Source organism: Bacillus sp. GbtcB10 (genome assembly GCF_019091365.1).
GTDB lineage: Bacteria > Bacillota > Bacilli > Bacillales > Bacillaceae > Bacillus > Bacillus altitudinis.
Map to the genome: position 1 here is coordinate 880,833 of NZ_JAGXJP010000003.1, position 14,253 is coordinate 895,085.

The 14,253-nt window shown below is 42.4% G+C and carries 13 protein-coding genes and 9 tRNA genes; 7 read left to right on the forward strand and 15 right to left on the reverse strand.

What is annotated here, in order from left to right; translation table 11 throughout:
- Positions 1-158 precede the first annotated feature (158 nt).
- The 4 genes from KVT11_RS14730 to KVT11_RS14745 all read left to right on the forward strand — a co-directional run bounded on the left by KVT11_RS14730 (position 159) and on the right by KVT11_RS14745 (position 3,003).
- A complete protein-coding gene (locus KVT11_RS14730) occupies positions 159-1,490 on the forward strand; it encodes a cytochrome ubiquinol oxidase subunit I (RefSeq protein WP_008342925.1) in 1,332 nt (443 codons plus the stop codon).
- A 22-nt stretch (positions 1,491-1,512) separates the two neighbouring features.
- On the forward strand, positions 1,513-2,559 hold the full coding sequence (locus KVT11_RS14735; RefSeq protein WP_169476099.1) for a cytochrome d ubiquinol oxidase subunit II: 1,047 nt from the start codon (positions 1,513-1,515) through the stop codon (positions 2,557-2,559).
- Positions 2,560-2,627: 68 nt separating this feature from the next.
- Positions 2,628-2,786, forward strand: coding sequence for a DUF1540 domain-containing protein (locus KVT11_RS14740; protein ID WP_008360682.1), 159 nt, complete (start codon positions 2,628-2,630; stop codon positions 2,784-2,786).
- Positions 2,787-2,811: 25 nt separating this feature from the next.
- Entirely contained in the window at positions 2,812-3,003 is a 192-nt protein-coding gene (locus KVT11_RS14745) for a hypothetical protein (protein WP_017358376.1), read from the forward strand.
- A gap of 105 nt (positions 3,004-3,108) precedes the next feature.
- Here the strand turns inward: KVT11_RS14745 and menC are convergent, their stop codons facing one another.
- The 6 genes from menC to KVT11_RS14775 all read right to left on the reverse strand — a co-directional run bounded on the left by menC (position 3,109) and on the right by KVT11_RS14775 (position 10,552).
- Positions 3,109-4,233 carry an o-succinylbenzoate synthase gene (gene menC / locus KVT11_RS14750; RefSeq protein WP_008342917.1) on the reverse strand — a complete coding sequence of 375 codons (1,125 nt, stop codon included), beginning with the start codon at positions 4,231-4,233 and terminating at the stop codon, positions 3,109-3,111.
- Entirely contained in the window at positions 4,220-5,680 is a 1,461-nt protein-coding gene (locus KVT11_RS14755) for an o-succinylbenzoate--CoA ligase (protein WP_035391033.1), read from the reverse strand. Before KVT11_RS14755 ends, menC begins: the two co-directional genes overlap by 14 nt.
- Before the next feature lie 70 nt (positions 5,681-5,750).
- Positions 5,751-6,569 (reverse strand): 1,4-dihydroxy-2-naphthoyl-CoA synthase, encoded by an 819-nt coding sequence (gene menB / locus KVT11_RS14760; protein WP_008342913.1) that lies wholly within the window; start codon positions 6,567-6,569, stop codon positions 5,751-5,753.
- A 14-nt stretch (positions 6,570-6,583) separates the two neighbouring features.
- Positions 6,584-7,414 carry a 2-succinyl-6-hydroxy-2,4-cyclohexadiene-1-carboxylate synthase gene (menH, locus tag KVT11_RS14765; protein WP_210552183.1) on the reverse strand — a complete coding sequence of 277 codons (831 nt, stop codon included), beginning with the start codon at positions 7,412-7,414 and terminating at the stop codon, positions 6,584-6,586.
- On the reverse strand, positions 7,399-9,141 hold the full coding sequence (gene menD / locus KVT11_RS14770; RefSeq protein ID WP_210552184.1) for a 2-succinyl-5-enolpyruvyl-6-hydroxy-3-cyclohexene-1-carboxylic-acid synthase: 1,743 nt from the start codon (positions 9,139-9,141) through the stop codon (positions 7,399-7,401). The genes menH and menD overlap by 16 nt, the downstream gene beginning before the upstream one ends.
- Entirely contained in the window at positions 9,134-10,552 is a 1,419-nt protein-coding gene (locus KVT11_RS14775) for an isochorismate synthase (RefSeq protein ID WP_008342907.1), read from the reverse strand. Before KVT11_RS14775 ends, menD begins: the two co-directional genes overlap by 8 nt.
- Positions 10,553-10,935: 383 nt before the next feature.
- Between KVT11_RS14775 and KVT11_RS14780 the strand changes: the two genes are divergently transcribed.
- The 3 genes from KVT11_RS14780 to KVT11_RS14790 all read left to right on the forward strand — a co-directional run bounded on the left by KVT11_RS14780 (position 10,936) and on the right by KVT11_RS14790 (position 13,290).
- On the forward strand, positions 10,936-11,874 hold the full coding sequence (locus tag KVT11_RS14780) for a 1,4-dihydroxy-2-naphthoate polyprenyltransferase (RefSeq protein ID WP_017358382.1): 939 nt from the start codon (positions 10,936-10,938) through the stop codon (positions 11,872-11,874).
- A 117-nt stretch (positions 11,875-11,991) separates the two neighbouring features.
- On the forward strand, positions 11,992-12,726 hold the full coding sequence (locus KVT11_RS14785) for a TraR/DksA C4-type zinc finger protein (RefSeq protein WP_060832581.1): 735 nt from the start codon (positions 11,992-11,994) through the stop codon (positions 12,724-12,726).
- 87 nt (positions 12,727-12,813) lie between these two features.
- The gene (locus tag KVT11_RS14790; protein ID WP_008342900.1) at positions 12,814-13,290 is read left to right on the forward strand and encodes a TspO/MBR family protein; all 477 of its coding nucleotides are present in this window, start codon (positions 12,814-12,816) and stop codon (positions 13,288-13,290) included.
- Positions 13,291-13,366: 76 nt separating this feature from the next.
- Here KVT11_RS14790 and KVT11_RS14795 read toward each other — a convergent pair.
- From KVT11_RS14795 to KVT11_RS14835, 9 genes are all read right to left on the reverse strand, one after another.
- A tRNA-Glu gene (locus KVT11_RS14795) sits at positions 13,367-13,438 on the reverse strand.
- Positions 13,439-13,447: 9 nt separating this feature from the next.
- A tRNA-Ser gene (locus KVT11_RS14800) sits at positions 13,448-13,538 on the reverse strand.
- A 3-nt stretch (positions 13,539-13,541) separates the two neighbouring features.
- Positions 13,542-13,616 (reverse strand) — tRNA-Asn (locus KVT11_RS14805).
- Between the two features lie 6 nt (positions 13,617-13,622).
- A tRNA-Ile gene (locus tag KVT11_RS14810) sits at positions 13,623-13,699 on the reverse strand.
- 16 nt (positions 13,700-13,715) lie between these two features.
- Positions 13,716-13,789, reverse strand: a tRNA-Gly gene (locus KVT11_RS14815).
- Between the two features lie 11 nt (positions 13,790-13,800).
- Positions 13,801-13,876, reverse strand: a tRNA-His gene (locus tag KVT11_RS14820).
- Positions 13,877-13,900: 24 nt separating this feature from the next.
- Positions 13,901-13,973: transfer RNA gene (locus tag KVT11_RS14825), tRNA-Phe, on the reverse strand.
- 16 nt (positions 13,974-13,989) lie between these two features.
- Positions 13,990-14,066 (reverse strand) — tRNA-Asp (locus KVT11_RS14830).
- Positions 14,067-14,081: 15 nt separating this feature from the next.
- A tRNA-Met gene (locus KVT11_RS14835) sits at positions 14,082-14,158 on the reverse strand.
- Between the last annotated feature and the right edge of the window lie 95 nt (positions 14,159-14,253).

Sequence of the window (14,253 nt, forward strand, 5' to 3'; positions counted from 1 at the left end):
TCATTAAAACGTAACGATTACGTTTTATAATTATATTCTACTCCCTCTTTTACAACTTGTCAAAAAACAAGCTTTCTTAGTCAGGAAGAATAATCTAAAAATGGTGGAGAATAATAAACACCATCAAAAGAGATGCGATAAGAAAGGCGGAGAAAAAATTGACTGATCTCGTTTTAGCTAGAAGTCTGTTCGGCACAACAATGGGCTTCCATATTATTTATGCCTCGCTTGGCGTAGGCATCCCGCTAATGATTTTGTTAGCTGAACTCATCTTTCAAAAAACGAAGGACCCGCATTATGCCATCATGGCCAAACGATGGACAAAAGCGCAGGCTGTTCTGTTAGGGGTCGCCATTCCAACCGGTACCATTGCTGGTACGCAGCTTGCCCTTCTATGGCCTGGTTTTATGGAGGTCATCGGAAAAGTCATGTCACTGCCATTTCAAATAGAAATTTATGCTTTCTTTATTGAAGCATTATTTATGTCTATTTATGTGTACGCAGCAGATCGTTTATCACCAGCCATGCGCATCATTACCGTTATTTTCGTTGTCATTGGTGCAGCAGCTTCAGCGATTCTCATTACAAACGTACATGCTTTTGAAGGAACACCCGCTGGCTTTCAAATGGTCAATGGAGAAATAACGAATATCGAACCTTGGAAGGCCTTTTTCAATCCTAGTTTTGTTGTAACTGCTACTCACGTAGTACTGTCTGCTTTTACAACAGGCGCTTTTGTCATTGCTTCTGTCGCTGCATTTAAAATGTTGAAAACAAGAAAAAACGAAAAGCTCTATACCTTTCATCGAAAAGCCCTTTTTCTTGGACTGATTGTTGGTGGACTTTTCTCTTTTCTCACAGCCTTAAACGGTCACGAATCAGCTCAGCTTCTGTATGAATATCAGCCTGAAAAATTAGCGGGTGCTGAAGGTTTATTTGAAACGCAATCACATGCGCCTCTGGCTATTGGCGGTTTTACTGATGCCAATACGCAAGAAATCAAAGGAGCTATCGAAATCCCTTGGGCACTTAGTTTTCTTGCAGGAAATAGCTTTGATACTGTGGTTAAAGGGTTAAATGATTTCCCTAGGGACGAGTGGCCGCCTTTATTTATTCACACATTATTTAACGGAATGGTCATTATCGGCTCATTGCTCATTTTCTTTGCTATGTTAGCACTGTTTTACCGCAAAATTTTAAAACGCGACCATTACCCAAAATGGCTGCTTGTCCTTTATTTATTTGGCGGGCCTCTTAGTCTCTTGGCGATTGAATTCGGCTGGATCTTTGCCTGTACAGGCCGTCAGCCATGGGTGATTTATCGAATGCTCAAAACCTCTGAAGTCGTTACATCATCAGGATCTATCGGTACACTTTTCATCCTTTTTGCCATTGTCTATCTCATTTTAGGCATCGCAACTGTGATTGTACTGACGTACTACTTTAGAAAACATTCAATTGAAGAAGACTTACGGTTAACAGAATCTTAAAAAGGGAGCGATCTTGATGCAAATGGATGTAACAACTGATGCACTCATTGCAATCACCATCTTATGGGGATTCGTGTTTATCTATGCAGTGATGGCATCAATGGATTTCGGTGCAGGATTTTGGTCAATGATTTACATGAATAAAGAGCAGACAAAGGCCGCAAATATCGCAAATAAGTATCTTTCTCCCACTTGGGAAGTAACAAACGTCTTCATTGTGGCCATCGTCGTTGCCTTGTTTAGCTTGTTTCCAGGTGCAACATTTGTGCTAGGCACTGTTCTATTAATACCCGGCAGCATTATTTTGTTGCTTCTTGCACTGCGAAGCGGATTTCTCGTCTTCTCTCATTCACTGCCTAAAAAATATAGAAAAGCCGTTACATATATTTCAGGAATTAGCGGCTTTATTATTCCGTCCATTCTCATCATGGTTCTCCCCATTACACATGGTGGATTCATCTTTCAGGAGAATAATGTCTACTCATTAGATTTAGGATTGGTCTTTACAAGCGCAAATGTCTATTCTTTCGTAGGTTTTGCGATTTTCAGTACCCTTTTCCTCTCATCTTTGCTTTTAGCTGATTTTTCTAATGTTGCAAACGAAGATGAGGCTTATAACATTTATAGAAGAGGAGCACTGATTACGGGTCCACTTTCTCTCATGATGGCTTTCTTTATCATGCTCACACTGAGAAGTGAGGCCAATTGGCTGTTCACAAAAATGATGCAGAACATCCCGATCCTTCTTGTTTCTCTACTCATGTTTTTGCTTGCAGGTTTGGCTCTATTTTTACCAAACAGTCGCTTTAAACATCGGAAAGGGAGACCACGTTTAGCGGTTATCGCCATTACAATTCAATATTTCTTAGCAAGCTATGTGTATGGACATGCGCATTTGCCCTATATGGCCTATCCTGATATTACCATCATGTCTGGGTTTACAGATCCCGTCACATTTAGGGCATTATTTATTACGTATATTGTAGGGTTTATCATCCTCTTCCCTGGGTTCTACTTCTTCTGGAAATTGTTTATGAAAGATAAGCGTTATATTCGTCAGGAAGATTAACATGAATGAACGCCCCTTACTTCGGTTACATTATAGATGAAAGACATACTCAAAAGGAGGTCATCTGTATGAGTCAAAAAATCCTTTGTGAAGTAAACAACTGTTCCTACTGGAATGCTGGAAATCGTTGTGGTGCAGATGCAATTTATGTCGTCAGCCATACAGGAAATACGGCTGAGAAAAGTGAAGAAACTGACTGTAAAACGTTTAAACCTCAAGACCTTTAAGTCTCATTAAAGGAGGCGCTTCGCTTTGAAAAACGATCGGCTTGCTCAAACGTTTCTTGAAGAAATTCAGGACGCGGACGAGGCTGCATTTTATCAAGCAGCTCACTCCTTTTTAAATCTTTGGGATTATGAATACGGACATGTTTCCGACATGCCCAATGACATGCATCAGTATATTGGACAGCTTGCTTACGACAGCGGGCTTGTAGAAGAGTAAGAAAGAGCGGATGACCGCTCTTTCTTTTTGTTCAGACAGGAAGGAAAAACTTTCCTCAACTATACAGTGGTTCTATTGATGGTGCAAATGGCTATTCATTCGTTTTCATTTCACAAAATCATGTTTTGTAAACACATCAATTTTATCTGAGAAAGAACGAAGCGCTTGATAATCAACTTCTACGCCCATACCTGGAGAACGAGGCACCTCAATAAACCCATTTTCAACTTTGATTTCAGGAAAAATGATATCCTGCTCCCAATATTTCGACGATGCTGAAATATCCCCAGGAATCGTAAATTGCGGAAGTGATGCAAGTGCCACGTTTTGCGCGCGAGAAATGCCTGTTTCAATCATTCCCCCGCACCATAACGGAATCTGCTGCTCCTTGCAGAACGCATGAATCTTAAGAGCTTCAGTCAGCCCTCCAACTCGTGAAGGCTTCACATTAATAATCTGACAGCTTCCAAGTTCTACAGCTTTTCTCGCATCATCTAAAGAACAAATACTTTCATCCAAACAGATTGGTGTTTTTAAATGCTTTTGCAAATGCCGATGATCGACAATGTCATCTGCAGCTAAAGGCTGTTCAATCATTAATAAACGAATATCGTCGAGCTGCTTCAGTTTGCTAATATCCTTTAATTCATACGCAGAGTTTGCATCCGCCATTAACGGAAGGTGAGGGAAAGACTCTCTTATCTTTTGTAGAAGTCCAATATCTTGTCCCGGCTTAATCTTCACTTTCACACGCTGATAGCCTTGATCAACAAACTGCTCGATTTGCTGAATCATATCATCTATTGGTCCTAACCCCGCAACGACACCAGATGGAATTCTATCTCTAGTACCGCCTAAGACGTCACGTAAGGACTTATTTTCTCGCTTTGCATAAATATCCCACACAGCTGCCTCAATTCCTGCTTTGGCCATTCTATTGCCTTTAAAATGGTACAAGCTGTCTGGTATGTCCGAAGGATGTGTAAAAGATCGGGTCAGCACGTTCGGGATAAAGAAAGCCCTCAGCATGTGATAGCAGGTCTCGATGGTTTCTTCTGTATACCACGGAGAAGAGAAGGCAGATACCTCTCCCCATCCAGTTAATCCTGTTTGATCTTTGACCTCGACAATAATAAACTCACGCTCTGAAATGGTCCCAAGGCTCGTTGTAAATGGCTGTTTGAGTTTCATCGTGACATGATATAAGATCACACGTTCAATTTGAATCATCTAAAAACCCCTTTGATTTGAGTCTGTGCCTCTGCAATTTATTCGACGCATTCCTTGGCAGCTCATCCACAAAGTGAAAAGCGGCGGGCCATTTATACTTGGCTAATTGCGACTGACATAAAGCATAGAGCTCATTCTCCGGAATCTGCTCATCTGTCACAAGGAAGGCAGCAGGTACCTCTCCCCATTTTTTATCATACATACCCGTCACTCCGGCTTCCTTTACATTTGGATGTGTTAAAAGAACTGCTTCAATTTCTGCTGGATAAATATTTTCTCCGCCAGAAATAATTAAGTCTGACCGCCGATCAAGCACAAATAAAAATCCGTCCTCATCTACATAGCCAATATCACCCGTTTTCAGCCAGCCCTGCTCAAATGCAGCAGCTGTTGCCTCTTGACGATAAAGGTAGCCTTTCATGACATTTGCACCTTTTACCATGATTTCACCATGCTCAAAAGGACGACACGGACGGTTCTCATCTTGAATCTTTAATTCACACCCAAAAAGGGGCTTTCCCGCTGATCCAAGCTTTTCCACACTAAATTCGGGCGCAAGTGTCACAATTTGTGAGCAGGTCTCCGTCATACCGTACGATTGAAACACAGGAAATCCTTTCTCCTTACTCTCTTGAAGCATCGCATAAGGCGCAGGGCCTCCGCCTAACAGCAGGCAGCGCAAAGATGACGGACATTCTTCAAGTCCACTTAATAAACGGGACAGCATGGTTTGTACAACTGACACCATCGTCACTCGATGCTGTTCAATAGCATCCTTGACTTCATCGACATCAAACTTTTGATGAAGCACGACAGTCATACCGTATATGACAGATTTAAATATAGCGGATAAACCGCTTATATGAAAAAGAGGCAAGGCAATGAGCCAGCGGTCGTCCTCCCTGATCCCTAAATTCAATGCCGAGGAAACAGCACTATGAAAATGATTGCCAAACGTTTGCTCCACCCCTTTAGGGCGTCCTGTCGTTCCAGATGTATACATAATCGTCGCCGTCTCATTTAAATCAATATCATGTACGACCTTCTTTTCCATATCATGATCTGCATCAGGTAAAGTCTCTATTGTATAAACAGGTAAATCACCATGATGCTCATTTGCATATGCAGGCTCTGTTAATAAAGCCATGACTTTCGCATCTTTCAGCTGAAAACGTCTCTCTGCTTTTGTTAACTTATTGTTCAATAACACAATCTTGAAGCCTAATAAAAAACAAGCGTGAACAAGCATGACCATGTGAGGATGGTTGTTCATTAAAATCGCAACCGTATCCCCTTTTTTAAAAGATGCACGTGTCAGTCGATTTGCAAGTTGGTCTACATCATTCGCTAAATCACGAAATGTCCACTCGTTGTCTTGATAAATGAGTGCGACCCGGTCTGGCGTTAAATACGCACGGTGCAGCAGCCAATTCGGTTGCTTCATCATGACACCTCCTTTTCATAAAAGAAAACAGCTCAGTCTGATGCACTAAGCTGTTTTCATCCATATCATTGAATCAAGGGAAACGAGGGAACTGACCGAAGTCTGGCTTCCGTTTTTCCTTAAAGGAATCGCGTCCTTCTTTTGCTTCATCTGTTGTGTAATAAAGAAGGGTCGCATCTCCTGCAAATTGCTGAATACCAGCTAATCCATCTGTGTCAGCATTAAATGCAGCTTTCAAGAATCGTAAAGCAGTCGGGCTTTTTTCTAGCATGTCCTCACACCACTTCACTGTTTCTTCTTCCAGCTGCTCTAATGGTACAACTGTGTTGACAAGTCCCATATCAAGCGCTTCTTGTGCATTGTATTGACGGCATAAGTACCAGATTTCTCTTGCTTTCTTATGACCCACAATACGTGCAAGATAGCCAGATCCATAACCAGCATCAAAGCTGCCCACTTTTGGTCCTGTTTGTCCAAAAATCGCATTGTCTGCTGCAATGGTCAGGTCACACACGACATGAAGCACATGCCCGCCGCCAATCGCATAGCCCGCAACCATCGCAATAACTGGTTTTGGAATGACACGAATTAAACGCTGTAAGTCTAGGACGTTTAGACGTGGAATTTGATCGTCTCCTACATAGCCGCCATGACCGCGTACTTTTTGGTCTCCACCTGAACAGAATGCTTTTCCTCCAGCACCTGCAAGGACAATGACACCAACATCTGAATTGTCACGAGCACGTGAGAATGCATCAATTAATTCACTTACAGTCTTTGGTGTAAATGCATTATGTACATGCGGACGGTTAATGGTGATTTTTGCAATCCCATTATACGTTTCATATAAAATTTCGTCATACTGACGCTCAGTTTGCCATTCAATAGCCATCAATATTTCCTCCTCTAATCTTGCGATAAAATAAACTCACTTACTATTTTACCAAAAAAATGTGGTTGTTCCACATGAACTGTATGCCCGGCATGCTCTACTAATGTGAATTGACTGTATTCAAGCTCCTGCTGCATACGTTTGGCGATGTGACAGAACTTTTTATCAAGTGTTCCGCAAATGAGTAAAACAGGCTGTTTTATCTGCTTTAATGCTTCCCACATAGACGGCTGTGAGCCCGTTCCTATACCTTCTAAGCTGCGAGCCAGCCCGTTAGGATCGGCTTTTAGCCTTCCCTCTCTCAGTTGCGTTAGCCTGTCCGCTGGCAAGGATTTCTGCGAAGCAAACAGCGGAATGTTCTCCCAAAAATCCACAAACTGCGCTAATCCTTCATGTCTGATCTTTTGAGCTAGCTGATGATCATGATTCAGCCTCTCCATCCGCTCTTTAAAAGAGTTCAGCCCTGGAGATGTACTCTCAAGAATCAACTTGTTTACACGTTCTGGATAACGGGAGGCAAATGATAAAGCAATACGCCCTCCCATAGAATATCCGAGAATATTCACTTTGTGAAGCTTTAATTGATCTAAAATCTCAACAAGATCTGCCAGCTGCTGGGACATTGCATATCTTCTTATACTCTTTGGTGAGTCTGTGCGGCCATGTCCAAGCAAGCTGACCTGAATCAATCTCGTATGTTTTTCTGTATAAGTATTCAAAAAAGCCCAAGAAGCTGCACTCCCTGTAAAGCCATGTAAACATAACGTGGCATTTTCAGCAGATGGGTTATGGTCTATCACCTCATACGCCACACCATCGTGCATTCGTATTATGAGTGAAGGCATTCTTTTTTCACTTCCCTCAATATCTCGTCCATCATTTGGCGATGTTTGCCCACGCGAGAATGCCGGTCAGTTTCAATCTCAATTAAATGAAGCCCTGGTTCTTGGATATGCGCCAAGTACACATCTTTTAACTCTTCTTTCGTTGTCGGCTTCGAATAGGATCCCCCATATAGCTTTGATGCATACTCAAAATTCAACCCAGTCGGCGTACCAAAGAGCTTTTCATAATACGGTTCATCGGATGCCTGCGGAAGGAAAGAAAAGATTCCTCCTCCATCATTGTTTAACAACACAACCGTGAGCGGAATGTCCATTAGCTTAGCTGCAAGAAGACCGTTCATATCATGGTAAAAAGACAAATCGCCGATGACTAAAGTGATGGGTTGTTTCAAGGCTGCATATGTTCCAAGAGCTGTGGACACAACACCATCAATGCCATTTGCTCCGCGATTCGCCATCATCCGAAACGGTTTTGACTGCGTTTCAAAAAAGGTATCGACATCTCGAATAGGCATACTATTTCCGATAAAGAGCACACTCTCTTTTGGCAAAAGGTGCTGCAGCTGACGATACACATTTCCCTCAAATGTCAGGTCCTCATCATTGTATTGATTTACATGCATTCTAAAAGAAGAATTGACACTCTGCCAGCGTCGTAAATTAGATGTATCCTGACGCTTTTCCGCTCTAATCAAGACTTCTTCTACAAAAGAGGCTGCATGACTTTCAATCATGTATGATGCGCTTAAACCAGGATCTCGATAACCACCCGCAGCATCGACGACAATCTGCTTCACTTCCGCATGCTTTTCCAGCCACTTAAATAAAGGCTTAGACACAGGCATCGGTCCAAAACGAATGACCATTTCAGGCAAGAGATGCTGCTGCAATGCCTCATCTTTTAACAAAGAATCGTACGCATCTATGATGTATTCTTCACTTTCATGTCCATTTCGCAAAAGAGAAAGCGGGTCAGCTAAAATTGGCAGATGCAAAGCTTTTGCAAGACGTAACACTGACGCCTGCTCTTCCGCCGAGTGAAGTTCACCAGCAACAATGATTCCTTTTGCCGCTTTGTTCATGATAGACACTAATTCTGACATAACCCGATCATCCGGACGAGCTTGACCTGTTGCTAAAACTTTGTTCGCAGCTACTTCTTCTCTATCAAAAGGATCAATAGACAAGTCAGGTAGCAATGGTTCTCTCAGCGGCACATTCACCTGAACTGGTCCCTTTGGCTCCTGCATTGACACGTGACTTGCCCTAGCAGCAGCAGTTTGGACATACCGCAGCATCGTTTGGCTTTCTTCTGGCAAGGCTAAGTCTGTGAACCATTTAACAAACTTACCGAATAAGAATTGCTGATCAATCGCTTGAGGTGCCCCAACCTCCCTCAATTCGTGCGGCCGATCAGCAGTTAAAACAATCAGTGGTACCCGGGAATAATGTGCCTCGACAACAGCTGGGTAAAAGTTAGCTGCTGCCGTACCTGATGTACAAATGAGTAGCACTGGTGTTTGGCTCGCTTTCGCAAGACCCAGTGCATAAAAAGCAGCAGACCGTTCATCCACTAACACATGGACATTGATTTCTTGATGAGCAAGAGCGAGCATCGCAAGCGGTGTTGAACGGGAGCCAGGACAAACAACTGCCTCCTTCACACCACTTTGCACAAATTCATCCATTAATCTGCCAATATATCTTGTCATGATTTGATTATTCAATAGGACGACCTCCAAGAGCAGACAGCATTGGTCTTAATTTCACTTGCGTTTCTTCATACTCTTGTTTTGCAAGGGAATCCTCTACAATTCCACATCCAGCAAACAAACGAACTTGGTCTTCCTCAATAAGACCTGATCGAATGGCTACAGCAAATTCTCCATTGTCCTTAGAATCAATCCATCCCACTGGCGCCGCATACCAACCGCGTTTCAACGGTTCGATTTCACGAATCACCTCTACCGCTTTTTCCTTAGGATATCCTCCAAGCGCTGGTGTTGGATGAAGCTGTTCAATTAATGAAAAGAGTGAACAGCTGCTTTTGATTTCTCCCACAATGGGTGTAAATAAATGCTGAATGTTTTTCGTTTTATAAAGACTTGGTTGATTTGGCTTATGCACATGATGGCAGTTTGCTTCAAATGCCTGCTCAATCATATTCACGACAATTTGATGTTCAATCAAATTTTTCTCATCACAAAGCAGTTCCTCACCTAGTGCCTGATCTTCTACTTCATCTTGACCACGAACAATGGAACCTGCCAAACACGATGAAAAGACTTCACCACCGCTTTTTTTCACTAAACGTTCAGGCGTCGCCCCGACAAATGCTTGTCTTCCCTGCTCTATAGCAAATACATAACTCGTTGTTTGATGTTTTAGTAATTCTGCTAATAGTGGAGCGAGTTCAATTTGATTTTTATAGTGAAGCAAGACTTCTCTTGCTAAAACAACCTTTTCATATTCGTTCACACGAATGTGTTCTGTCGCTTCATGGATTGCTTTCATCCATTCCTGGACATCTAACTCTTCCATATGAACAAGCTCAGCTTGTCCATGATTTCTGACAGGCAATGCATCAAAATTAGAAGCTTTCTGTTCTAATTCTTGAATGAGCTGATGAACATTCCCGTCCACCTCATTCCATTCATTGATCGTTAGAAACGTACCTTCTTTTGAAACAGTCAGCATCATCGATGGCACAAAAAAATGAGCCTCGCCAAATGCTTCCCAGTGACGCGCCTTCTCTTCATATGGATCAAATGAAAATCCTCCAAATAAAAGCGGACCAACTGCCGCTTGCTTTAACTCCTTCTCATCATGAAAATGGAACATATGCTGTTTCAGCTGCTCCCATTCTTGATGGACGATATTGAATCGTTCTTTGCCTTGCTCTGATGATTTAATCACGGCCGCTCTGCCAAGTCCAGAAAATATCATTTGGCTTTCTGGATCAGACCAAAAAAACCGCTCGCCTAAAAAATCCGCTTCGCCGCTTTGGAAAAAGGCAAGAGGATCCAGATCGTCAACTCTTCTGGAGTAGCTTATCAAAACAGCATGGTTGACGTTATTCGCTTCTTCTAATGTCGCAAGCGCTTCCTGCCGGAAAGTACTTTGCACTGTTGTCACCATGATACATTCCTCCAAAATCCATGAAATAACATATAAAAATAAAACCATCATGTAAAAAAATACATGAACATTCGATTATGTCGAATGACCTGCTTTTCTATTATAAACCTTAACAGATGAACTTAGTAAAGAAAACAGCTTTTAAAACCTCGAATCCTTATTATATCACGCTTTCAAGATTTTTTCGCTCCCGCTTATTGAAATGAGAACATCCCTTAAAAAATGGTAAGACCTGTTCGAAGATCAAGCTTTCTCTCTAGATGGGAACGATTAGCAAACATCTTTTTCTTGTTTCATCGCATCAATATATTGACACCTTTTTGAACTTTGCTAAACTGGAATTTGGACGTGTACGTATTTTTTTATTTAAAGGAGTATATTTTATGCAGCATCAATCGATATCAGATCAGCTTTCACCAATTAAGCCTGATAAGAACTGGCGGATTTGGTGGAATTTACTACGACCGCATACATTAACAGCGGCATTTATTCCCGTTACTTTAGGAACTGTCCTAGCACTTCCGAGTGGTCAAATACATGTTGGGCTATTTTTAGCTATGCTATTTGCATCGATGTTTATCCAAATTGCAACGAACATGTTTAATGAGTACTTTGATTATGTTCGCGGATTGGACAATGAGAAATCTGTCGGTATCGGTGGAGCGATCGTGAGAAACGGTGTAAAACCAAAAACAGTTTTAGGCCTCGCTTATGCCTTATTCGCGCTTTCTTTATTACTTGGTATCTATATTTGCATGATGTCTAGCTGGTGGATTGCACTCATAGGACTAATTTGTATGGCAGCAGGCTATTTTTATACCGGTGGCCCTGTACCAATTGCTTATACACCATTTGGAGAACTTGTATCAGGTGCTTTTATGGGACTAGGCATCATTTTAATTAGTTTCTATATCCAAACAGGAACATTGACATCAAAAGCTGTGCTCATTTCATTACCTATCTCTATTTTAGTTGGTGCCATCTTACTGTCGAACAATATCCGTGATTTAGACGGTGATAAAGAGAATGGACGAAAAACACTTGCTATCCTAGCTGGACGTAAAGCGGCAGTCAACATCCTACTTTCCATGTTTGTGATCTCATATGTACTCATTTTTGTTTATATCTTTATGGATATCGTGGGTCTTTGGAGTCTTCTTGTCTTACTCAGTGTGCCAAAAGCTTATACAGCCATTAAAGAATTTAAGCAAAAAGAAAAGCCAATTGAATTAATGAATGCCATGAAGTCGACAGCACAAACCAATACGTTTTTTGGTTTCCTGTTAACGATCGCATTGATCTTACAATATTATCTCGCATAACACGAAACGCCTGCAGCCGCAGGCGTTTTTTATTGAAGAATTGCTTCAAATTGGCACAAGTCTTACATAAAAATTTGCTCATACTAACAATATGTTTGATATGAAAGGGTGATCGCTTTGTTGTCTAAAAACGAATTACATCAATTGAAGCAACGACTTCTCGATGAAAAACAAGAAATTGAAGCCAAAAGCCATGACGATGAACAGAAAGTATCATTTCCTTATGATTCAGTGGGCGAACTGTCAGCTTATGATAACCACCCTGGCGACCAAGGGACAGAACTATTCGAACGCGGAAAAGACATTGCCTTAAACAGTTTGGAACATGAGCATCTGTCCGATATCAATGAAGCACTCCAAGCAATGGCAGACGGCTCTTATGGTTTGTGTAAAGTGTGTAAAGCCCCTATTCCTAAAGAACGCTTAGAAGCCCTTCCCACCGCCGTCACATGCACAGAGCATTCAAAAGAACAGACCGTTTCACAAAACCGTCCCATTGAAGAGGACTTATTAAGTCCGCCCTCAGGGCAATTTGAAAATGAAGAAAGTGCTGCATATGATGGCGAAGATGCCTACCAAGATGTAGAACGCTATGGGAACTCTGATACCCCGTCCGATATGGAATTTCCTCCATTGACATACGATGATGTGTATACACAATCAGAAGATGAAGATTATGTGGAAGACTACGAGGGGTTTGCAGCTGCTGATATTGAAGGTAAAGCAAGCAAGGTCTATCCAAATAAAGCACACGAAGCTTATGAAGAAGCATTAGATGAAGAAGGCGTCATGACGGTGTTTGGTGACTTGAAGCCTTACGAAGAAGATCCATATACTAAAAAAAATCATTAGTCCCCACATATTGGGGGCTTGATGTTTATATCATGTAATAATTGGGAAATAAGTTGAAGAGTGAATTGATTGGGAGGAGATTTCTGGATGGCTAAAAAAAGTATCATTTGGGCGGTTATCGTCTTCTTTATTACATACGCATTATTTTCTATTGCAGGGTTCCTGTTCCCTATCGACAGAGAATGGTATGACGCACTAAATAAACCTGAATGGACACCTAGTGGTGGTGTCATCGGTGCGGTCTGGGCTGTCTTATTCGCCCTCATTTCGTTATCTGCCGCCATCATTTATGCAAAGTATGGTTTTCAAAAAATCACATTACCATTTTGGATTCTGTTTCTTTTAAATTATGTATTCAATCAAGCCTTTAGTTTTTTTCAATTTACACAAAAAGATTTATTTGCAGCTACGATCGACTGCCTGCTTGTAGCACTGACAGCACTCGCACTTGTCATCGTCTCACGTAAACTAAGCAATGTTGTTCCAATTTTATTGATTCCCTATGTTTTATGGGGATTCTTTGCGACATACTTGTCTTATACGATCTATTCCATGAATATGTAAGAAAAGACCGCTATGATGGCGGTCTTTCGTTTTGCGGAAAATAAAAAAGAGGTCTTTATTAGACCTCTTTAAAAAATGACCCGTACGGGATTCGAACCCGTGTTACCGCCGTGAAAGGGCGGTGTCTTAACCGCTTGACCAACGGGCCAGAAAAAAATGGCGGAGAAGGAGGGATTTGAACCCTCGCGCCGCTTGCGCGACCTACACCCTTAGCAGGGGCGCCTCTTCAGCCACTTGAGTACTTCTCCATTTGGCTCCGCAGGTAGGATTCGAACCTACGACCGATCGGTTAACAGCCGATAGCTCTACCACTGAGCTACTGCGGAAAGTCATGGTGGGCCTGAGTGGACTCGAACCACCGACCTCACGCTTATCAGGCGTGCGCTCTAACCAGCTGAGCTACAGGCCCATGAACGATATGCAAATGGAGCGGGTGATGGGAATCGAACCCACGACATCAGCTTGGAAGGCTGAGGTTTTACCACTAAACTACACCCGCAAAAATATGTATGGGGCGATTGATGGGAATCGAACCCACGAGTGCCAGAGCCACAATCTGGTGCGTTAACCACTTCGCCACAACCGCCATACTGATATTTATTTGTAAAAGTGGCTCGGGACGGAATCGAACCGCCGACACACGGATTTTCAGTCCGTTGCTCTACCAACTGAGCTACCGAGCCATGTATTCATTTAAAATGGCGGTCCGGACGGGACTCGAACCCGCGACCTCCTGCGTGACAGGCAGGCATTCTAACCAACTGAACTACCGGACCAATAGAGAAAAAATTTGGTTGCGGGGGCAGGATTTGAACCTGCGACCTTCGGGTTATGAGCCCGACGAGCTACCGAACTGCTCCACCCCGCGATGATATCATTTTTTAAAAATATGGCGGAGGAAGAGGGATTCGAACCCCCGCGGGCTTTGACACCCCTGTCGGTTTTCAAGACCGATCCCTTCAG

Bases quoted from the DNA above. Each gene is read 5' to 3' on its own strand.
- KVT11_RS14775 (WP_008342907.1), bottom strand. From the start codon at position 10,552: ATGGTGACAACAGTGCAAAGTACTTTCCGGCAGGAAGCGCTTGCGACA.
- menC (WP_008342917.1), bottom strand. From the start codon at position 4,233: ATGATTCAAATTGAACGTGTGATCTTATATCATGTCACGATGAAACTC.
- menB (WP_008342913.1), bottom strand. From the start codon at position 6,569: ATGGCTATTGAATGGCAAACTGAGCGTCAGTATGACGAAATTTTATAT.
- menH (WP_210552183.1), bottom strand. From the start codon at position 7,414: ATGCCTTCACTCATAATACGAATGCACGATGGTGTGGCGTATGAGGTG.
- KVT11_RS14790 (WP_008342900.1), top strand. From the start codon at position 12,814: ATGGCTAAAAAAAGTATCATTTGGGCGGTTATCGTCTTCTTTATTACA.
- KVT11_RS14735 (WP_169476099.1), top strand. From the start codon at position 1,513: ATGGATGTAACAACTGATGCACTCATTGCAATCACCATCTTATGGGGA.
- KVT11_RS14755 (WP_035391033.1), bottom strand. From the start codon at position 5,680: ATGATGAAGCAACCGAATTGGCTGCTGCACCGTGCGTATTTAACGCCA.
- KVT11_RS14780 (WP_017358382.1), top strand. From the start codon at position 10,936: ATGCAGCATCAATCGATATCAGATCAGCTTTCACCAATTAAGCCTGAT.
- KVT11_RS14740 (WP_008360682.1), top strand. From the start codon at position 2,628: ATGAGTCAAAAAATCCTTTGTGAAGTAAACAACTGTTCCTACTGGAAT.